Annotated in this window: 18 protein-coding genes and 1 riboswitch; of the genes, 13 read left to right on the forward strand and 5 right to left on the reverse strand. The window is 65.9% G+C overall.

From position 1 onward, the window contains the following. The first annotated feature begins 73 nt into the window (after positions 1–73). From AC0GNR_RS04040 to AC0GNR_RS04065, 6 genes are all read left to right on the forward strand, one after another. On the forward strand, positions 74–1,246 hold the full coding sequence (locus tag AC0GNR_RS04040) for a M20 aminoacylase family protein (RefSeq protein ID WP_472899720.1): 1,173 nt from the start codon (positions 74–76) through the stop codon (positions 1,244–1,246). A gap of 41 nt (positions 1,247–1,287) precedes the next feature. Next, entirely contained in the window at positions 1,288–2,322 is a 1,035-nt protein-coding gene (locus tag AC0GNR_RS04045) for a TRAP transporter substrate-binding protein (protein ID WP_472899721.1), read from the forward strand. Positions 2,323–2,348: 26 nt separating this feature from the next. Further along, positions 2,349–2,837, forward strand: a complete 489-nt coding sequence (locus AC0GNR_RS04050; protein ID WP_305343344.1) for a TRAP transporter small permease — start codon at positions 2,349–2,351, stop codon at positions 2,835–2,837. Continuing rightward, entirely contained in the window at positions 2,834–4,126 is a 1,293-nt protein-coding gene (locus tag AC0GNR_RS04055; RefSeq protein ID WP_472899722.1) for a TRAP transporter large permease, read from the forward strand. The genes AC0GNR_RS04050 and AC0GNR_RS04055 overlap by 4 nt, the downstream gene beginning before the upstream one ends. Before the next feature lie 15 nt (positions 4,127–4,141). Continuing rightward, a riboswitch (glycine riboswitch) is annotated at positions 4,142–4,236 on the forward strand. 171 nt (positions 4,237–4,407) lie between these two features. Next, entirely contained in the window at positions 4,408–5,667 is a 1,260-nt protein-coding gene (locus tag AC0GNR_RS04060; RefSeq protein ID WP_472899723.1) for a D-amino acid dehydrogenase, read from the forward strand. Positions 5,668–5,782: 115 nt separating this feature from the next. Beyond that, the gene (locus tag AC0GNR_RS04065) at positions 5,783–7,696 is read left to right on the forward strand and encodes a B12-binding domain-containing radical SAM protein (RefSeq protein WP_472899724.1); all 1,914 of its coding nucleotides are present in this window, start codon (positions 5,783–5,785) and stop codon (positions 7,694–7,696) included. Positions 7,697–7,701: 5 nt separating this feature from the next. Here AC0GNR_RS04065 and AC0GNR_RS04070 read toward each other — a convergent pair whose 3' ends face one another. Together AC0GNR_RS04070 and AC0GNR_RS04075 are read right to left on the reverse strand one after the other, a co-directional pair. Continuing rightward, a complete protein-coding gene (locus tag AC0GNR_RS04070; protein ID WP_472899725.1) occupies positions 7,702–8,358 on the reverse strand; it encodes a DsbA family oxidoreductase in 657 nt (218 codons plus the stop codon). Positions 8,359–8,385: 27 nt separating this feature from the next. Further along, on the reverse strand, positions 8,386–11,889 hold the full coding sequence (locus AC0GNR_RS04075) for a DEAD/DEAH box helicase (RefSeq protein WP_472899726.1): 3,504 nt from the start codon (positions 11,887–11,889) through the stop codon (positions 8,386–8,388). A gap of 86 nt (positions 11,890–11,975) precedes the next feature. On the opposite strand from AC0GNR_RS04075, the gene aroE reads away from it, so the two are divergent. Next, a complete protein-coding gene (gene aroE, locus AC0GNR_RS04080) occupies positions 11,976–12,812 on the forward strand; it encodes a shikimate dehydrogenase (protein ID WP_472899727.1) in 837 nt (278 codons plus the stop codon). Between the two features lie 63 nt (positions 12,813–12,875). Further along, positions 12,876–13,763 (forward strand): EamA family transporter, encoded by an 888-nt coding sequence (locus AC0GNR_RS04085; RefSeq protein WP_472899728.1) that lies wholly within the window; start codon positions 12,876–12,878, stop codon positions 13,761–13,763. Positions 13,764–13,766: 3 nt separating this feature from the next. Here the strand turns inward: AC0GNR_RS04085 and AC0GNR_RS04090 are convergent, their stop codons facing one another. After that, positions 13,767–14,663, reverse strand: a complete 897-nt coding sequence (locus AC0GNR_RS04090; RefSeq protein ID WP_472899729.1) for a LysR family transcriptional regulator ArgP — start codon at positions 14,661–14,663, stop codon at positions 13,767–13,769. A gap of 73 nt (positions 14,664–14,736) precedes the next feature. Between AC0GNR_RS04090 and AC0GNR_RS04095 the strand changes: the two genes are divergently transcribed. From AC0GNR_RS04095 to AC0GNR_RS04110, 4 genes are all read left to right on the forward strand, one after another. Further along, a complete protein-coding gene (locus AC0GNR_RS04095; protein WP_472899730.1) occupies positions 14,737–15,387 on the forward strand; it encodes a LysE/ArgO family amino acid transporter in 651 nt (216 codons plus the stop codon). Between the two features lie 9 nt (positions 15,388–15,396). Next, on the forward strand, positions 15,397–16,047 hold the full coding sequence (locus AC0GNR_RS04100; protein WP_472899731.1) for an FMN-binding negative transcriptional regulator: 651 nt from the start codon (positions 15,397–15,399) through the stop codon (positions 16,045–16,047). A gap of 79 nt (positions 16,048–16,126) precedes the next feature. Then, positions 16,127–16,759, forward strand: coding sequence for an FMN-binding negative transcriptional regulator (locus AC0GNR_RS04105; protein WP_472899732.1), 633 nt, complete (start codon positions 16,127–16,129; stop codon positions 16,757–16,759). A gap of 63 nt (positions 16,760–16,822) precedes the next feature. Further along, positions 16,823–17,713, forward strand: coding sequence for a DMT family transporter (locus tag AC0GNR_RS04110; RefSeq protein WP_472899733.1), 891 nt, complete (start codon positions 16,823–16,825; stop codon positions 17,711–17,713). A gap of 22 nt (positions 17,714–17,735) precedes the next feature. Here the strand turns inward: AC0GNR_RS04110 and AC0GNR_RS04115 are convergent, their stop codons facing one another. Continuing rightward, on the reverse strand, positions 17,736–18,797 hold the full coding sequence (locus AC0GNR_RS04115; protein WP_472899734.1) for a DnaJ domain-containing protein: 1,062 nt from the start codon (positions 18,795–18,797) through the stop codon (positions 17,736–17,738). A gap of 196 nt (positions 18,798–18,993) precedes the next feature. Here AC0GNR_RS04115 and aroQ point away from each other — a divergent pair, with 196 nt between their 5' ends. Next, positions 18,994–19,470 carry a type II 3-dehydroquinate dehydratase gene (aroQ, locus tag AC0GNR_RS04120; protein ID WP_472899735.1) on the forward strand — a complete coding sequence of 159 codons (477 nt, stop codon included), beginning with the start codon at positions 18,994–18,996 and terminating at the stop codon, positions 19,468–19,470. A gap of 93 nt (positions 19,471–19,563) precedes the next feature. On the opposite strand, the gene AC0GNR_RS04125 is transcribed toward aroQ, so the two are convergent. Next, positions 19,564–20,421, reverse strand: a complete 858-nt coding sequence (locus AC0GNR_RS04125; RefSeq protein ID WP_472899736.1) for a hypothetical protein — start codon at positions 20,419–20,421, stop codon at positions 19,564–19,566. Between the last annotated feature and the right edge of the window lie 6 nt (positions 20,422–20,427).

A 20,427-nucleotide genomic window follows, 5' to 3' on the forward strand; every position in this document is an offset into this window, starting at 1 on the left:
CGATCAATGCATTGGACTTTAAATCAGCCCCTCCCTAACATGCAACAAAGTTCATGTTTCAGGAGACACCCGGATGGATCGACTCAGCGAATCGGCGGTACAGGCATTCACCCTGCTGCGCCGCGACATTCACCAGCACCCCGAGCTGGCTTTCAGCGAACGCCGCACCGCCGCGCTGGTGGCGGCCCAGCTGGGCGCCTGGGGCTATGCCGTCAGCACGGGCTTGGGCGGCACGGGCGTGGTGGGGCAACTGAAGCGCGGCACCTCCGGGCGCAGCATCGGCCTGCGTGCCGACATGGACGCGCTGCCGATTGCCGAGGCCACGGGCGCGGCGTGGGCCAGTTGCCACCACGGCGTGATGCACGCCTGCGGCCACGACGGCCACACCGCCATGCTGCTGGCCGCCGCCCAGCACCTGGCCCAGCAGGGCCGCTTTGACGGCACGCTGAACCTGATCTTCCAACCCGCCGAAGAAGGCGGCGGCGGTGCGCTGAAGATGATGGAAGACGGCCTGTTTGAGCGCTTCCCCTGCGACGCCATTTTTGCCATGCACAACATGCCGGGCTACCCGCAGGGCCAGTTGGTGTTTCGCAGCGGGCCGACCATGGCCTCGTCGGACTACGTCACCGTGACGCTGCACGGCCATGGCGGGCACGGCGCCATGCCGCACAAGGCCACCGACGTGGTGGTGGCCGCGGCCTCCATCGTGATGGCGCTGCAGACCCTGGTGTCGCGCAACGTGGACCCGCAGGCCGCAGCGGTCGTCACCGTGGGCGCCATCCACGCCGGGCAGGCCAACAACGTGATTCCGGCCGAGGCCCGGCTGGAGATCAGCGTGCGCGCGCTCGATCCGCAGGTGCGCCGCGACCTGGAGCGCCGTCTGCACGAGGTGATTCGCCTGCAGGCACAGAGCTTCGGTGTGCACGCCGAGATCGACTGGCGCCCCGGCTACGCGGTGTTGGTGAACGACGCCGAGCAAACCCAGCGCGCGCTGCAGGTGGCCGTGAAGCATTTCCCGGCGCACCAGGTGAACCCACAGGGCGCCCAGCTCACCGGCAGCGAAGACTTCGCCTTCATGCTGGAAAAAGTACCCGGTAGCTACCTGTTCATCGGCAACGGCGCCGATGGCGAACCCGGCGCCTGCATGGTGCACAACCCGGCCTACGACTTCAACGACAACAACATCGGCCCCGGCGCGAGCTACTGGATCGCGCTGGTGCAAGAGCTGCTTTCCCCTGCCCCCTGACCTTCCCACCACCACCTCACTTTCACCCGAGGAGACAAACCATGAAAAACCGCCAACGCATCCACGCCCTGATCGCCAGCGCCGCCCTGCTCACGCTGGGCAGCGCCGCCACCGCCCAGGCCCAGACCACGCTCACCATGTCAAGCTGGGTGCCACCCACGCACTACGTGGTCAAGGACATCCTGCAGCCCTGGATGGCCGAGGTGGAGAAAGCCACCGAAGGCCGCGTGAAGATCAACCTGCTGCCCAAGGCCGTGGGCTCACCCGCCCAGCACTGGGAACTGGCCCGCAAAGGCGTGGCCGACATCACCTGGGGCAACTTCACCTACGAGCCCGAGCGCTTCAAGCACGTCTGGTTCTCCGAGCTGCCCCTGATGGGCGCAAGCAGCGAAGCCTCTTCGGTGGCGCTGTGGCGCACCTACACCCAGTTCCTGGCCAGCAACGAAGCCTTCAAGGGCGTGACCCTGCTGGGCACCGGCATGCTGGGTGGCGGCCAGTTTCACCACCCCTCCAAGGTGATCGACACGCCTGATGACCTCAAGGGCCAGAAGGTGCGCATGGGCGGCCCGATCCAGAAACGCCTGCTGGAAGACCTGGGCGCCATTCCGGTGGCCGGCCCCGGCACCAAGGCCTACGAACTGCTCGAAGGCGGCGTGATCGACGCGTCGCTGCACGCGCTGGAATCGGTGGTCAATTTCCGTCTGGACGGCAAGCTGAAGAACCACACCATCATCCCTGGTGGTCTGTACGAAGCTTCCTTCTTCATCGGCATCAATGAGGGCAAGTTCAAGAGCCTGTCCGCTGCTGACCAGCAGGCGATCCTGAAGGTGTCTGGCGAGGCCCTGTCGCGCCGCTGGGGCCAGGAATTCGACAAGCAAAACAAGTCGGCCGAAACCACGCTGCGTGCCAACGGCCACAAGTTCGCCCAGCCCAGCCCCGCGCTGCTGGACAACATTCGCAAGGTGCGCACCTCCATGCTCAGCGAGCTGCATAAAGACGGCGCCAGCTTTGGTGTGAAGGACCACAACGCCATGGTCGCCTTCTACGAGCAGCAATACAAAACGCTGGCCAAGTAAGCCGCGACTGAACGGAGAACACGGCCATGAAACCCTTTGAACAAGGCATCCAGCGGGCGGTGAGCCTGTTGCTGGTGCTCATGCTGTCGGCCATGGTGGCGCTGACCTTCACCGACGTGGTGGGGCGGCGCCTCTTCAACACCCCGGTGTTTGGCGCCAACGACATCACCGAGCACCTCATGGCCGTCATCATTTTTGCGGGTCTGCCGCTGCTCACGGCCCGCCGCGGCCACCTGAGCATCGACCTGTTTGACCACTGGTTGCTGCAGCCGCGCTGGCGCCTGTGGCACAAGGCGGTGGACCTGCTGATCGCCGCCGTGCTGGGCTTGATTGCCTGGGAGTACTACCTGGCCATCGAAGAGGCGCGGCAGATCAACGAGATCAGCCCGGCGCTGATGATCCCGCGCGCCTGGATGTACACCTTCATCGCCATCACCACCGCACTGGCTTCCCTTCTGGCGCTGTTTACGGCAGCACCGCACGCCGAATCCCACACCGAGGAACTTCCATCATGACCATCGGACTGATCTGTCTCGGCCTGGTGCTGCTACTGGCTTTCCTGCGCGTGCCGCTGGGCATTGCGCTGCTGACCGTATCCATCGGTGGCATCACCGCCATCAACAGCTTCGGCGTGGCCGCCACCCTGTTGCCGATGACGCTGAGCGAAGCCGCTTTCTCGTATGAACTGGCCGTGGTGCCGCTGTTCATCCTGATGGGCAACGTGTTGTCGCGCACCGGTATTTCGGCGGATTTGTTCCGCGCCGCCAACGCCTTTCTGGGCAGTGTGCGCGGCGGCCTGGCGCTGGCCACCATGGTCACCTGCGCGGGCTTCAGCGCGGTTTGCGGATCGAGCTTTGCCACCGCCGCCACCATGTCCAAGGTGGCGTACCCGAGCATGCAGAAATACGGCTATTCGGACCGGCTGGCCACCGCCACCATTGCGGCCGGGGGCACGCTGGGCATCCTGATTCCACCCTCGATCATCCTGATGATCTACGGCATCCTGACGCAGCAAAACATCGGCGAGCTGTTCATCGCCGGCGTGCTGCCGGGCCTGCTGGGCCTGGCCATGTACATGGGCGTCATCTACCTGATCGCCGTGGTCAAACCCGAGCACGCACCGCGCGGTGCACGCGTCTCGGCCGCCGAACGCTGGGCGTCGCTGGCTGGCGTGTGGCCCTTTGTGGCGCTGTTTCTGCTCATCATCGGCGGCCTGTACATAGGCTGGTTCACCGCCACCGAAGCCGGCGGCATCGGTGCCGGCATGGCGCTGCTCATTGCGCTGGCACAGCGGCGCATGGGCTGGAGCCGATTCATGGAGGTGATGAAGGAAACCGCCATGACCTCGGTCATGCTGTATGTGGTGCTGTTCGGCGCCATGATGTTTGCGCAGTTCATCAGCTTCTCGGGTCTGGCCGACGAGCTGCTGTCCCTCATCAACGACTCGGGCCTCTCCAAGCTGGGCATTCTGCTGGCCATCCTGGCGGTGTTTTTGCTGCTGGGCTGCGTCATGGACGCGATGGCCATCATCCTGATTTTTGTACCGCTGTTCCTGCCCACGCTGGTGGCCCAGGGCTATGACCTGATCTGGTTCGGCATCATCGTGGTCGTGCTCACCGAAATCGGGCTCATCACACCGCCCGTGGGCATGAATGTGTTTGTGCTCAAAGCCAACCTGCCCAAGGTGCCGGTGGGCACCATCTTCCGCGGCCTGCTCCCCTTTGTGGGTGTCGACGTGCTGCGCCTGGCGGTCCTGGTGGCATTCCCTTCCATCAGCCTGGTGTTGGTGCAATGGATGCGGTAAGTTAAGCGACAATCACGCAGTCGATCGGGAGAGACTGACCTGCCACGCAGGCCAGCGCCGAAGGAGCAACCGCCCCGGAAACTCTCAGGCAAAAGGACCGATCGACACGCATCAAAACTCTGAAGAGTGGTCGGGATTCGTCTCCCGGCCCACCGCAGGAGCAAGCCATTTCCCCAGCGGGGTGGTGAATCTCTCAGGTCCCAAACAGAGGGGGTCGTGGTCCGCACACCGTGTGCAGGCCACGTACCCCTTTGTTTGACGGCTTTGAAAGCGAGATTCCCATGGTTCAACAACACCTCATCGTCATCGGTGGCGGCATCACCGGCGTCACCAGCGCTTACACCCTGGCCAAACAAGGCCACCGCGTCACGCTGATTGAAAAAAATCGCTACGCCGGCATGGAAACCAGCTACGCCAACGGCGGCCAGCTTTCGGCCTCCAACGCGGAGGTGTGGACCCACCCGTCCACCCTGGTCAAAGGCATCAAGTGGATGCTGAAAAACGACGCGCCGCTGCTCATGAACCCCAAGCCCAGCTGGCACAAACTGAGCTGGATGGCCGAGTTCGTGGCCAACATCCCCAAGTACCGCGACAACACCATAGCCACCACCCGCCTGGCCATCGAAGCCCGCCAGCACCTGTTTGCCTGGGCCCAGGACGAAGGCATCGACTTCGACCTCAAGCGCGAAGGCATCTTGCACATTTACCGCGACAAGGCCGGCTTTGACCACGCGGGCGAAGTGTCCAAACTGCTGGCTGCGGGCGGGCTGCCGCGCCGCGCCGTGACACCCGACGAGATGCGCGCCATTGAGCCCACGCTGCACGGCGATTTTTATGGCGGCTACTTCACCGAGAGCGACAGCACCGGCGACATCCACAAATTCACCCACGGACTGGCCCAGGCCTGCGAGCGCCTGGGTGTGCGCTTCCTCACCGGTGAGGCCGTGCAGTCGGTCAGCAGCAACGGGCAAGTGGCGCGCGTGGTGCTGGCCAGCGGCGACACCGTGCAAGCCGACGCTGTGGTGGTCTGCGCCGGTGTGCGCAGCCGCGCTCTGGCCGCGCAACTGGGCGACCGGCTCAACGTGTACCCGGTCAAGGGCTATTCCATCACCGTGCACCTGAACGACGCAGCCAGCCAGGCCGCCGCACCCACGGTGAGCCTGCTCGACGACGCCACCAAACTCGTGACCAGCCGCCTGGGCGCTGACCGCTTCCGCGTAGCCGGCACAGCCGAGTTCAACGGCTACAACCTGGACATCCGGGCCGACCGCATCCGCCCGCTGACCGACTGGGTGAACCAGTGTTTCCCCGGCGTGAGCACCCGCCGCGCCGAGCCCTGGGCCGGCCTGCGCCCCATGATGCCGGACATGCTGCCGCGCGTGGGCGCTGGCAAAAAAGCCAACGTGTTCTACAACACCGGCCACGGCCACCTGGGCTGGACGCTCTCGGCCATCACCGCGCACCAGCTCGCCGGGCATGTGGCGCAGTGGCAGGCCCAGCAGCGCCACACGCGCCTGGTGGTGCCGGCCCCTGCCCTTTGATGCCGCGCGCGCAACCCGCGTAAGCCTCCACCGGCAGCGGGCATGGCACGCCCAAGCCCGCTGCGGTGGTGGGCTTGGGCTAAGCTCCCGGTATTGCCCCCAAGCCCAACCGCCCATGCCCACCGACTTCCGCGTGCTGAGCCTCATCCCCCCGATGACGCAGCTCAACACGCCCTACCCGTCCACCGCTTACCTCACCGGCTTTCTGCGCTCGCGCGGTTTTGACGCCGTGCAGGAAGACCTGGCGCTCGCCCTCGTGCTCCAGCTGTTCACACCCGCCGGGCTGGACGCTGTGCGCGACCGCGCCAACGCCTTGCCCGAGGCCGAGCGCAGCGCCAGCGTGCACGCCTTCCTGGACCAGTTCGCCACCTACCGCAGCACCATCGGCCCCGTCATGGCCTACCTGCAGGGCCGCGACTCGACCCTGGCCCACCGCATCGCCGCGCGCGGCCTGCTGCCCGAAGGCCCTCGCTTTGCCGCGCTCGATGCGTACGCAGACGACGGCAGCGGCGACCCGCTGGCCTGGGCCTTTGGCGCGCTCGGCGTGCAAGACAAAGCGCGCCACCTGTGCACGCTGTATCTGAACGACCTGGCCGACGTGCTGCGCGACGCGGTGGACGAGCGCTTTGAATTTGTGCGCTACGCCGAGTCGTTGGCCAGCAGCCAGCCCACGTTTGACCCGCTGGCCCAGGCGCTGGCCGCGCCGCCCACGCTGGTGGACGACCTGCTGGGCGACCTGACCCTGGCCGCCATCGCGCGGCACCAGCCGCAACTGGTGCTGTTGTCGGTGCCCTTTCCCGGCTCGGTGTACGCCGCCTTTCGCATCGCCCAGACCATCAAGGCCCACCACCCGGGTGTCACCGTGGCGCTGGGCGGCGGTTTTGTGAACACCGAACTGCGTGAGCTGAGCGACCCGCGCGTGTTTGACTTCGTGGACTACGTGACGCTCGATTCGGGCGAGCGCCCACTGCTGTCGCTGATCGAGCACCTGCAAGGCCAGCGTGGGCGCCAGCGCCTGCAGCGCACCTTTGTGCGGGACAACGGCGCGGTGAAATACACCAACCTGGCCGAGCCCGACATTCCCTTTGAAGACGTGGGCACGCCCACCTGGGACGGTCTGCCGCTGGACAAATACCTGAGCCTGCTCGACATGCTCAACCCCATGCACCGCCTGTGGAGCGACGGCCGCTGGAACAAGCTCACCGTGGCGCACGGCTGCTACTGGAAAAAATGCAGCTTCTGCGACGTGAGCCTGGATTACATCGGCCGCTATGAAACCGCCACCGCCGAAAAGCTGGCCGATCGCATCCAGCAGATCGTGGAAGAAACCGGCCAGACCGGCTTCCATTTCGTGGACGAGGCCGCGCCCCCCAAAGCCCTGAAAGCACTGGCCGAAGAACTCATCCGGCGCCAACTCAACATCTCGTGGTGGGGCAACATCCGGTTTGAAAAAACCTTCACACCCGAGCTGGCCGATCTGCTCGCGCAAAGCGGCTGCATCGCCATGAGCGGCGGCCTGGAAGTGGCCAGCGACCGGCTGCTCACGCTCATGAAGAAAGGTGTCAGCGTGGAACAGGTGGCGCGCGTCACCAAAGGCTTTTCAGACGCGGGCATTCTGGTGCACGCCTACCTCATGTACGGCTTCCCCACGCAGACGCTGCAAGACACGGTGGACGCGCTGGAATACGTGCGCCAGCTGTTTGAAGCCGGCTGCATCCAGAGCGGCTTCTTCCACCGCTTCAGCTGCACCGTGCACTCCCCCGTGGGCATGGACCCGACCGCCTACGGCATCAAGCTGATCCCGCTGCCGCCGGTGAGTTTTGCCAAGAACGACATCGGCTTCATCGACCCCACCGGCACCGACCACGACGCGCTGGGTCAGGGCCTGCGTAAAGCCATTTACAACTACATGCACGGCCTGTGCGTGGAAGACGATGTGCGGCGTTGGTTTGAACACCTGCCGCACAAGGTGCCCAAGCCCACGGTGAGCCGGCACAAGATCAGCAAGGCGCTGGCGCTGCGGGTCTGAGGGGTTCAGCCGCCCGCGGCAATCTGCCGCAGCGCCTGTTCAAACACCGCCGCAGGCTGGCCGCCTGAAATGAGGTGGCGGTCGTTGATGATGACGGCGGGCACCGAGTGGATGCCTTGGCTGGTGTAAAACGCCTCGCGCTCGCGCACGTCTTGCGCATATTCGCCGCTCTCCAGCACCGCGCGGGCACGGGTGCCGTCCAGCCCGGCCTGCTCGGCGCAGGCCAGCAGCACGGCGTGGTCGGCCATGGCTTCTGATCGGGTGTGGCAGGCGGCCAGCAAGGCTTTTTTCAGCGCAGCCTGTTGGCCGGGGGCACCTTCCAGCTCGGCCCAGTGCAGCAGGCGGTGGGCGTCAAAAGTGTTCCAGATGCGGCCCCGGCCGTCGGGGTTGAAGGCAAAGCCCACGTCGGCGCCGCGCTGGCGAATGGTGTCGCGAATCTGCACCTGCTGCGCGGCGGTGCTGCCGTACTTTTGCGTCAGGTGCTCGGTGATGTCCTGGCCCTCTGGGCCCATCTGCGGGTTCAGCTCGAAAGGCTGGAAATGCAGCTCGGCGCTGATGCTGCCCTGCACGGCGGCCAGGGCTTGCTCCAGCGCGCCCAGGCCCACGGCGCACCAGGGGCAAGACACATCGGAGACGAAATCGATTTTGAGTGGGGTGGTCATGTTGGGCTGTCCTTCGGTGTGGAAAATTCAGCTCGCGCCCAGGGGCTTGAGCAACTCGTTGAGATCGCTCTCACCAAACAGGGGCTCGCGCCGGGCGGTGGCGCCCCGGTACACGTCGTTGGCCAGGGCGGCTTTGCGCTCTTGCAGCGCGAGTATGCGTTCTTCAATGGTGCCCTGCGCCACCAGCTTGATCACCCACACGCTTTGCGTCTGGCCGATGCGGTGGGCGCGGTCGGTGGCCTGGTTTTCCACCGCGGGGTTCCACCAGGGGTCGTAGTGGATCACGGTGTCAGCCTGGGGCAGGTTCAGGCCCACGCCACCGGCCTTGAGGCTGATGAGGAACAGGGGCACCTGGCCGCTGGTGAAGCGGTCGATGATCTCGTCGCGTTTCTGGCTCTGCCCGGTGAGCTTGACCCATTTCAGATCGCGTTTTTTCAGTTCGGCCTCAATCAGGGTGAGCATGCTGGTGAACTGCGAAAACAGCAGCACGCGCCGGCCCTCGGCCAGCATCTCGGGCAGCAGCTCCATCAGGTGTTCGAGCTTGGCCGACTGTTTGACTTTTTTGGCTGCGTCCAGCTTGAGCAGTTGCGGGTCGCAACACACCTGGCGCAGCTTGAGCAGCGCGTCCAGGATGGTGATTTGCGACTTGGCCAGGCCTTTGGTGTCGAGGGCCTCGCGCACGGTTTTTTCCATGCTGAGGCGAATGGTTTCGTACAAATCGGCCTGCTTGCCAGCCAGCTCCACCCGCGCCACGGTTTCCACTTTGGGCGGCAGTTCGTGGGCCACCAGCGCCTTGGTGCGGCGCAGCATGAAGGGGGTGATGCGGGCGCGCAACTGCGCCAGCCGCTCGGCGTTGCCCTGGCGCTCAATGGGGTTGCGAAACCGCTCTTTGAAGCGCTGCTGGCCGCCCAGAAACCCGGGCATGAGGAAGTGAAACAGGCTCCAGATTTCGCCCAAATGGTTTTCCATGGGCGTACCTGAGAGGCACAGCCGGTGGCGGGTGACCAGTTCGCACGCCACCTGGGCCGCGTGGGTGCTGGCGTTTTTGATGTTCTGCGCTTCGTCCAGCACCACCAGGTGCCAGGGCGTTTGCAACCACAGTTCGCGGTCGCGCTGCAGCAGGGAATACGGCGCAATCACCACGTCAACACCTTGCAGATCGGCGGCCTTGGCGTGGCGGTCTTGCCCGTGCAGGACGAGGCAGCGCAGATCGGGGCAAAAGCGTTCGGCTTCGCGCTGCCAGTTGCCCAGCAGGCTGACCGGCGCGATGATGAGCGCGGGCCGGTCCAGGCGGCCGGCGTCTTTTTCCACCTGGATGTGGGCCAGCGTTTGCAGGGTTTTGCCCAGGCCCATGTCGTCGGCCAAGATGCCGGCCAGCGCGTTTTCACGCAAGAACTGCAGCCAGTTCAAGCCCTGCTGCTGGTAAGGGCGCAGGCTGGCGCGCACGCTGTCTGGCAGCGCCACCGGCGGCAGGCTTTGCTGCCCGTGCATACGCTGCACCAGCCCTTGCAGGCTCTGGGCGCCGGCCCAGGCCACGCCTTCGCCCAGGGCGGCGCTGGTGCGCAAGGCCTCCATGCGCGAGAGCTGGATTTTTTCAGCCCCAAAGTCCACCGCCCGGTCACCCACAAGCTCCAGCAAGGCACCGAGCCAGGGGCGCAAGGACGCGCTGGGCAGCCGCACAAAACCGGGCTGGTTGTCGGCGCGCACATACAAAAACTCAGGCAGTTCGGGCTGGCCGGTTTCGGGGTTGAGCGGCCCATGCGCCGCGGCGGCCAGCATCTCGGGCAGCCAGGGCAACACGTTGTGGCGCTCGCCGTTGATCTCGATGCCCAGCGACAGGTCAAACCACGGCGAAGCGCCTTCGTCGCCGGGCTCACCGCCGTGCGCGTCCAGCGCCACATGCAGGCCATCGGCATGTTGCACCCAGTGGGCCATGCCTGCGTCCAGCAGCACATCAAAACCCGCCTCACGCAACTCGGCCCAGCCGCTGTTGGCCCAGCGCAACCAGCTCAGCGGGGAGGCGGTGGGCAGCAAGGCCAGCCGCCCGTCGCTGGCCAGCTGCAAACCGAGCGCGTGCAAGCGCTCCAGGGCTTGCTGCTCGGTGGCCAGGTCGCGGTGCAGCAGCTGGCGCGGGCCGCCCGGCGCTTGGGCGGGCAGCATCACCGTGGCTTGTTGGTGCTGCCAAAAGCCTTGGTGGCCCGCGTAATTGAACCGCAGTTGCCCGCGCACCAGCCCCTGGGCCGGGGCATCTTGGGCGGGCACCGGGCTCAGAAGAAGACAAGGCACCGGCACCACGCCCACCAACGACTCCACGCGGGGCAACACCGGCGGCAGCGGCAAGGCGCCCAGCAGCAACACCAGTTGGTCGGCGTGTTTTTGCAAGGCTGAGGCGGCCAGCACTGGCGCGTCCAGCAGCGCAGCCAGGCGCTCGGGCGCCACGCCATCGGCCACCACAGCGCCCACCAGGCCGCGCTCGGCGTCCAGGTACAGCAGCGGCTCGTTGGCGCACAGCTGCAGGTTGTCGCGTGCCAAGGCGCCTTGCAGGCGCCAGCCAGGCTGAGTTTCGCGGCTTGAAGCCACTTCCACCCAGCGCCATTGCAGGGGCTCGGGCTCACCCCAGCGCAGCGCTCGCTCGGGGTAGCCGGTGCTGGAGCGGGTAAACATCCGACCGGTGCTGGCGGCCTGGCGCAGCATGATCAAACCGGCTTCGCCACCGGGCCACACGGTGTCGGTGTAACCGTAGCCAAAACTGTAGCCAGCGCGCGCACCCTTGCAGGCGCGCATGAGCTGCAAAACCTGGCGGTCGGTGGGGCTGGCCTGGTCGTACAGGGCGTAGCCCGCGCTGGGCTCGTAGCGCACCACGCTGGGTTTGGACCAGCCGCCGTGAACCTTGGCGTAGGCGCTGGTGAGCGTCATCTGCAAACGGGAGCCGCCCGGTGCCGCCATGGTCGACACCAGGTAGAGCAACTGGTCTACCCGGGGCTCGCCGCTGCGCGCGTCGGCTCGTGGGCTGATCGCGCGGCTCTGGGCGGCATCCACTTTTTGCAGCCAGCCCATCAACTGCCGCTCGGCCATGGCCTCGGCGGCGGTCTGGGCCTGTTTCTCAAGGCGCGCCTTGGCGGCTTGCAACACGCCATCGGTGTGGGCCCGCTGCGCCACATCGTCGCTGTTGACCCAGGTCGCAGGCACCACCGCGTCACCCACCCGCAGGCCGTTGAAACCGGCCTTGATGGTCATGGCCACAGCGTGTTTGCAGGCTTCGCCCACGGGGCAGCTGCAGGTGCCAAACCAGTCCACCAGACGGTTTTGCGGGTCGAGCGTGATCTCGGCTTGCACTTCGTAGGGGTCGACCTGGGTGCCCTGCACCTCTCCCGAAATGACCCAGGACACACCGTCGGGGGTCACCTCGTAGGACAACACCTTGCCGTGCAGAAACAGCGACTGGCCGCGCGCCCACGTCTGATAATCCACCTGCTTTTGCAGGCTCTGGGTGTCAAACCAGGCGCTGCGCGCCGAATTGCTTTTTGCCATGTCTGCTGACCGCTGAAAATACGGGGGATCTGCCTGAAAAGGCCTGTATCAAACCACATTTGCCACGCCACCTTTGAACACGCCCCATGAGTGAACCCCGCGCCACCGACCGCTACGCCGTGATCGGCCACCCCATTGCACACAGCAAGTCACCGCTGATCCACGGCCTGTTTGCGCAGGCCACCGGCCAGCGAATGGAATACACCGCCATCGAAGCGCCGCTGGACGGTTTTGCTGCGGTGGTGCAAGCCTTTCGCGTCCAGGGCGGGCGCGGCCTGAACGTGACCTTGCCGTTCAAGCTGCAGGCGTTTGAACTGGCCACCGACCCGATGGAGTCGGCGCGCATGGCCGGTGCGGTGAATGCACTCAAGTTTGAGCACGACCGCATTTATGCCCAGAACTTTGACGGCCTGGGCCTGGTGAACGACATCCAGCGCAACCTGGGCGTGTCGCTCGCGGGCAAACGCGTGCTGCTGTGCGGCGCTGGCGGTGCCACGCGCGGCGCCATCGTACCCATCGCCCTGCAAAAACCCGCGCTCCTGGCCGTGGCCAACCGCAGCGCCGACAAAGCCCACCAGCTCCGGCGCGACTTTGCGGCCCATGTGAACCTGCAAACGGGTGGCTACGAAGACCTGGCGGGCGAGTGTTTTGATGTGGTGCTCAACGCCACCTCCACCGGCCTTTCGCAAGCCGCGCTGCCCTTTCCAGCCGGGGTGTTTGCCCCGGGCGCGCTGGCCTACGAGCTGGTTTACGGCAAGGGGCTCACGCCCTTTTTGAAACAGGCGCAGGCCGCTGGCGCCACCCACATCGCCGACGGTGTGGGCATGCTGGTGGAGCAGGCGGCCGAGGCGTTTGAATGGTGGCGCGGTGTGCGGCCCGACACCCGCCCGGTCATTGACCGCCTGACCGTGCCCCTGGTCTGACCCCCTGCAAGCCCGACACTTTTTGCCTGGCGCCGCCTGAAAAGGCGTGGCGCCGCCACCCACATGACTTCTCCTCGCTGGGCGCAGGCCCTGCCCTTGCTCGCCGTGCTCGGCTCCGTCACGGCGCTGGGCATTGGCACATCGTTTGCCAAGCAGCTGTTTCCCCAGGTGGGCTCGCTGGGCACCAGTGCGCTGCGGGTGGGCTTCTCGGCCTTGCTGCTGCTCTTGTTGTGGCGGCCCTGGCGCTGGCCGCTGTCAAGGGCCGACGCCAAAAGCCTGATGCGCTACGGCGCGGCGCTGGGCTGCATGAACCTGATGTTTTACCAGTCGCTGCAAACCATTCCGTTTGGCGTGGCGGTGGCCATTGAGTTCAGCGGGCCGCTGGTTGTGGCCATGTGGTCGTCGCGCAAACCCATTGACTTCGTGTGGGTGGCCCTGGCGGTCGTGGGCCTCGGGCTGTTGCTGCCGCTAGGGCACGATGTGACCCAGCTCGACCCCACCGGCGTGGCCTTTGCGCTGGGTGCCGCGGTGTGCTGGGCCGCCTACATTGTCTTTGGCAAGCGCCTGGGGCATTTGCACGCCGGGCATTCGGTGGCGCTGGGCCTGAGCGTGGCCGCGCTCACCGTGGTGCCGTTTGGCGTGTGGCACGCTGGCAGCGCCTTGCTCGACCCGAACATTGTGTTGTTCGGGCTGGGCGTGGCCGCGGTGTCCAGCGCCATTCCCATTTCGCTCGAAATGGTGGCCCTGAAACGCTTGCCGCAAGAAGCGTTTGGCATCATGACCAGCCTGGAGCCCGCGGTGGCCGCGATGCTGGGTTTGCTGATACTGGGCGAGCACCTGAGCGCCTTGCAGTGGCTGGCCATTGTGCTGGTGATGTGCGCTGCGGCAGGCAGCTCGGTCACGGCCAGTCGGGGCAAGCCCAAAGTGGTGGCGGAAGAAATTGTGATGTGAGATTCAGGACTGCAACAAGGCGCTGCGCGCGGCTGCTGCCACCTGTCGCGTCAGCCCATCCAGCAAGCCCGATGCTGCCCTGGCCGTCTGCCAGTGCAGCGGCACGTCCAGCGGGCTGTCAGGCACCAGCTCCACCAGCGAGCCGTCTGCCAGGTGGGGCGCTATCAGCGCCCCGGGGTGCAGCCCCCAGCCCATGCCGGCCAGCGCAGCGGTCACGAACGCCTGCGACGACGGCAGGCTGTGCCTGGGCAGCTCCACATGCCGGTGGCACAGGCGCCGCACCCACCGCGCCTGCAGCTCGTCCTTGGTGTTGAACACCAAACTGGGCGCTTGCCCAAGGCTGCCCGCGCCCACCCCGCTCGCAAAATACCGCGCCACAAACGCCGGGCTGGCCGCCGCCACATAGCGCATGGCGCCCAGCAGCTGGCTGTTGCAGCCGCTGGCTGGCCGGGCGGTACCCGTCACAGCGGCCAGCACGGCGCCGGTGCGCAGCCATTCGGCAGTATGGTCCTGGTCGTCCACGCTCACGCTCATCAGCACAGGCGCCTGCGAAGCAAACGCGGCCAGCGCAGGCGCGAACCAGGTGGCCAGGCTGTCGGCGTTCACGGCCACCGGCAGGTTCACGCGCGCCGCGCCTTCGGTTGCGAGCGCTGGCAAGGCATCGTTCAGGTCCTGTTCCAGCAGGCGCACGCGGTCCATGTGCTGGCACATGCGCCGGCCGGTGTCGGTGGGCATACACGGCTGGCCGCGCACCACCAGCGCGCAGCCCACGCGCTCTTCCAGCAGGCGCACGCGCTGCGACACGGCCGAGGGCGTCACATGCAGCGCGCGGGCTGCACGTTCGAAGCTGCCTTCGCGCACCACGGCGGCCAGGGCATGAAGAGCGGCGTAATCCAGCATGAATGCAGTTCTTCTTAATCGAGTGAAGTAAAGACAGTTTGCCTTCATTAAACAACGCAGGCAATCTCGCCACATGACTTTTGATTCCGTCTCCGCTTCGCTAGTGTTCCCAATCTTCCTGCAGGGCCTGGTGCTGAGCCTGGGGCTCATTGTGGCCATCGGCGCGCAAAACGCCTTTGTGCTGCGACAGGGGCTACGGCGCGAGCACGTGGCCAGCGTGGTGCTGTTCTGTGCACTCGCCGACGCTTTGCTCATCACCGCCGGTGTACTGGGCATGGCGCAGGCGCTCGGCAACAGCCCCGGCGTAGCCCGAGCCATGGCGCTGGCCGGAGCGGCTTTCCTGGCCTGGTACGGCTGGCAGGCGCTGCAGCGCGCGCGCCGGGCAAGCCAGCTGAGGGCGGCCGAGGGTGGCGCGGGCCTGAGCCACGGCGCCGCGCTGGCGCAGGCCGCCGCCTTCACCCTGCTCAACCCCCATGTGTACCTGGACACCGTGCTGCTGGTGGGCAGCATCGGCGCCCAACAACCGGCAGGGCTGCGGGGCTGGTTTGTGGCGGGTGCCAGCATCGCCAGCCTGAGCTGGTTCACGGCGCTCGGTTTCGGGGCGCGCTGGCTGGCACCGCTGTTCGCCAGGCCCCGCGCCTGGCAGGTGCTGGACGGCCTGATCGGCATGACCATGTGGCTGCTGGCGGCGCTGCTGCTGCGCCATGCGCTTCAGGGCGCCTGAGGCACCGGTATGTACTTGCCGCCTTACCACCAGTTCACCGACCGCGACGGATTGTTCGCGCTGATCAATGCCCACCGTCTGGGTACCTGGGTGTGCCAGGGCGCGAACGGGCTCATCGCCAACCACTTGCCTTTTGTGCTGGACCTCCAACAAGGCCCGCACGGAACCCTGCTGGGGCACGTGGCCAGGGGCAACGGGGTCTGGCGCGAACTGCACCCTCACACACCGTCGGTGGTGACCTTCCAAGGCCCGCAGGCCTACATCACGCCCGGCTGGTACCCGGGCAAGGACAGGCATGGACGGGTCGTACCCACCTGGAATTACGCCGTCGCCCATGCGCACGGCGTGGCCCGCGTTGTCGAGGATCGCGAAGGCCTGCTGGACCTGTTGACCCGGCTGACCGACGCCCAGGAGGCCGGGCGCTCGGTACCCTGGCGCATGGCTGACGCGCCGGCCGATTTTCTGGACCAGCTGATGCGCGCCATCGTCGGTATTCAAATGCCCATTGACCGGCTCGAAGGCAAGCTCAAGGCCAGCCAGGACGAAGCCTGGGCCGACCGGGAAGGAACCGTCCGTGGCTTGCGCGCGTCCACGAGCCACGGATCGCACGCCATGGCCGACCTCGTCCAGCAGGCCATGGACCGCGACACCACGCGCTGACGCAGGCAGGGTCCACCCCTTTCGGACCCGGTCGCGATATAAAAGCAGCTTCTTGAACCTGCGCCCGTCAATTCCCGCCATGTACCTCCCCACCCACTTTGAAGAACACCGCCCCGACGAACTGCAGCGCGTGATGCGCGAACACCCGTTGGGTACGCTGATCACCCAGGGGCCAGGCGGGCTGGACGCCAACCACCTTCCGTTTGAGCTGATTGAGGACGCTGGCCCACAGGGCACGCTGCGCGCCCATGTGGCGCGCGCCAACCCGGTGTGGCGCGAGGTGCCAGCCGATGGCGCCGACGTGCTCGTGGTCTTTCAGGCCAGCGACGCTTACATATCGCCCAACTGGTACCCCAGCAAGCCCGAACACCACCGCCACGTGCCCACCTGGAACTACCAGGTGGTGCACGCCCACGGCCGCCTGCGCGTGATGGACGACGAGCGCTTTGTGCGCGGGCTGGTGGCGCGCCTCACGCGCGAGCACGAGCAGCGATCGCAGCAGCCCAAGCCCTGGAAAATGGGCGACTCGGCGCCCGAGTTCATCACCGGGTTGCTGCAAGCCATAGTCGGGATAGAGATTGAAATCACCCGTCTGGTGGGCAAGTCCAAGCTCGGCCAAAACCGCGAGGACCGCGACCGGCTGGGCGCAGCGGCAGGGGTCGACGGCTTGGGGAACACACTGGCGGCTGAAGCGATGCGGCGCGCGGGTTGACACAACGCGGCCCATAGCACCTACCGGACAGACCGCCACGCGAAAGCCCCGCACAATCGCGCAGTGAAAAACAAACACTTCGCGCAGCTCATCGGCCTCTCAGCTTTGTGGGGTGCCTCGTTTTTGTTTTTGCGCATCGCCAGCCCGCTGCTGGGGCCCATGGTGCTGGCCGGTGGCCGGGTGGGCCTGGCCGCCGTCACCCTGGCCATCGTCATGCGCGCGCTGAACCACCGCTGGCCCTGGCAACACTGGCGCGAGCTGCTGGGGCTGGGCGTGCTGTCGGTGGCCGCGCCTTTTTTGCTGTATTCGTGGGCTGCGCTGCGCCTGCCGGCGGGCTACAGCGCCTTGCTCAACACCACCGCGGTGCTGTTTGGCACGCTGGCCGCGGCCTGGCTCAAGGAAGACACCTTGTCTGCGCGCAAGCTGCTGGGTTGCCTATGCGGTTTTCTGGGGGTCGGCCTGATCGTGCGGCTGGGCCCGGTGCAGCCCGATGCCGCCACGCTGGCCGCCGCGCTGGCCTGCATCACGGCGGCCGCTTGTTACGGCTTTTCCACATCGCTCATGAAACGCGCCACCACCCGTATGCAGCCCCTGGCCATTGCAGCGGGCATCCACGCCATGTCGCTGGTGCTCTTGCTGCCCGGCGCGGTGTGGGGGCTGCCGCAAGCGCAGTTCACACCGGCGGCGCTGGGCGTGCTGCTGATGCTCGGCGTGGTCACATCGGGTCTGGCCTATTGGGCGCACCTGCGCATCATTCGCCACGTGTCGCCCGTGGCGGCCATGAGCCCGGCTTTTATGATCCCGGTGTTTGGCGTCACATGGGGCCATATTTTCCTGGGCGAAGCGCTGTCGCCGGGCATTTTTGCCGGCGGCGCGCTGGTGTTGCTGGCCACCGCGCTGGTGACGGGATTCAACCCGCTGCGGCGCACAGGGGTGGAAGACCCGGTGCCGTGACCACACGCCTCACCAGGGGTGTTTAGCGCTGCGCCTTCAGCGCGTCGTAGGCATCGTTCACCCGCTTGAACGCGTCTTCGGCCAACTTGTGCACCAGCGGCGGCACATGGCCCAGGCGGTCTGGGTGGTATTGCTGCAGCAGCATGCGCCGCGCGCGCTCCACCTCGGCCCACGGGCTGCCCTGGGCCACCCCCAATACCGCCCAAGGGTTGGCCGGTGGCGTGTGCGACAAGTCGGGGTGTGGGTCTGCACCTTCTTCAAAACTTGCTTCGTCCTGTGGCGGCTCATGGCGCTGCACCACACACACCGAAGCCTGCCAATCGACGGCGTACTCGGTTTGACACGCGGGGCAACGGATGTCGCTGGGGCTGTCCATCTGCGGAATGCGCAGGCGCTTCTGGCAACAGGTGCAGCGAATGATGGCGGTGGCCGGCTGGGCTGGTGGCGGCTCATCGTCAAGCGCGGGCTGCGGCGCTGAGCCAGTGGGCACTTGCGTGCCCACCGCCGCACGCAACAGCTCGGTTTTGGACATGGGCCGCTGGCGCAGCTCGGCGCGCAAGGCTTCACCCACCGCCAGGTTGCTGCCGTAGGCGCGCTGCAGTTCGGCGAGCTCGTCCACCGACAAGGCCTGCAACGGGCGCGCACGGTTCAGCTGCACGTCCAACGCCACATCGGGCGCTTCGCGGGCCTGCAAATGGCGCGCATGCACGATGTCCTCACCCGTGAGCGCCGCCGTGGCCAGTGCGTCCTGCGGGTCCAGCAGGCCAGCAAGCATCTCAATGGTCCGTCGCGGCACACCCAGAAACACGGCGCAGGCATCGGCCAGCTCTTCTTTGATGGACTCAATGGGCCGAAACCCAATCCGCAACTGACTCACATCCCAATACGACACACCCATCGCGCTGGCCAAGTCGCTTTGCGACAGGTCGCGCTCGCTGGCGCATTGCATCAGCGCGGCGGTCAGCAAGCCGCCCGGGCGGTGGCATTCGTCCGGGTCCACCCGCCCGCTCCAGGGCACGGGGGCAAATTGAACCGGTTTTTTGCGAAAGGCCGAAGCGGTGTCGCGGGCAGTGGCTTGGGGCATGGCGCAGGGCGGTGTTTCGCGAGAAACAAATGAAAGGCATCAAAGAAACGGCAGGCACGATGGTAGCTGCTGCGACCCGCAGCGCCGTCAGGGCAGGCGGCGAACTTTTCACGGCGGAGGCAGCGCTTGCGACCCGCCAAGGGCCCTTTGGGTCAAAATCACGGCTCCAAGCCTTACCACCGGTGCAGAACACAACATGAAAAAGATCCTGATCCTCAACGGCCCCAACCTGAACTTGCTGGGCACCCGCGAGCCTGCGCAATACGGGTACACCACGCTGGCCGATGTGGAAGCCTTCTGCAAGGCACATGGCGAAAGCCTGGGTTACGAGGTCGAGTGCTTCCAGAGCAACTGGGAAGGCGCCCTGCTGGACAAAGTGCACGAATATGGCCGGCTCTACAGCGAGGGGAAGGCGTTGGGCGTGGTGTTCAACCCGGGGGCCTTCACCCACACATCCATCGCGCTGCATGACGCGATCAAGGGCGTGGATCCGTTGCCTGTGATCGAGTGCCACGTGTCCAACGTGCATGCACGAGAAGCCTTTCGCCATCACTCCTGGGTATCGCCTGCGGCCGCGGGCATTGTGGTTGGTTTCGGCGTTGACGGTTACCTGATTGCCATGGACGGCCTGGTGCGCAAATTTGTGAACTCGGCTGCAACGAAACCATCCTGAAAGGACCTGAATCCAGACCACCGCTGGAGGTCTTTGCCACCAGACCGCAGCCGGCAGCGCCTGCGCCGCAGCCGCGCCTGGGCGCTGCAAAACTCAATGTTCAGACAGCGGGAAATCGTAGTCTTCGTCCAGCGCACGCCCTGCCATGTAGGGCAATATCCGCACCAAAAACACCTCACCCACCCATTGACGGGTGACGTCATCCACCGGCGCGGGGCCGGCCTGCAGAGAAAGACAACTGAAGGCCGTGATGCCGACGTCAAACGAAAGGCCTGAAGGCACCGGCTGGGCGCCCGCCTCGCTGTCGCTGGGGGTTTCACTTTCGATGCGCCAAGCCGCCAGAAAACGCTCGAAATAGCCCACGGTGCCACGGCGCCAGGCGTCGGCCAGGTAAACGTGCCACACGCCGGCGTCTTCGGTCACGAAGCCCCATGAAAACTCAAAAATACGCTCCGGCATGAGATCCGCCACACCGATGCCCTGCACGTCTTCGCGGGCCAGGAACTCAGCCACCAAAGACCCGGGGCCAGAAGGTTCACCCCGCACGAAACGCTGCACCTCTTCCTGCCGCACATCGAACAACGGCCTCGGGTCAGACCACGAACGCTTGGCGCGGTTGATGAGCCTGGAGGTGGCATCCACGCTTTTTTGCGCGGTGATGCAGCGGTCCATAAAGGTTCTCCGGCCTTCGGGCGTCGAGATCAGCGCCACGGTTTCGTCAAACGCCGCATCGTCTCGCAGTTGCCCCTCTTCACGCATACGCAGCACGATGTCGAGCATGGAATTGCGGGTGATGTGCTCGATGGTGTAGGCCATCTCACCGCCCTCGAAGTCTTGCATGGACTGCTGGATCCAGGCCATGGTCTCCAAGTGAGAAAGGCCTTGGGGTGCCCGCGGCATGTCGTTGAACAGTGCCCTGAGCACCCTGACCGTATCCAAATCGCTGGCCATGTTGGC

Source organism: Hydrogenophaga sp. LT287, from assembly GCF_055702805.1.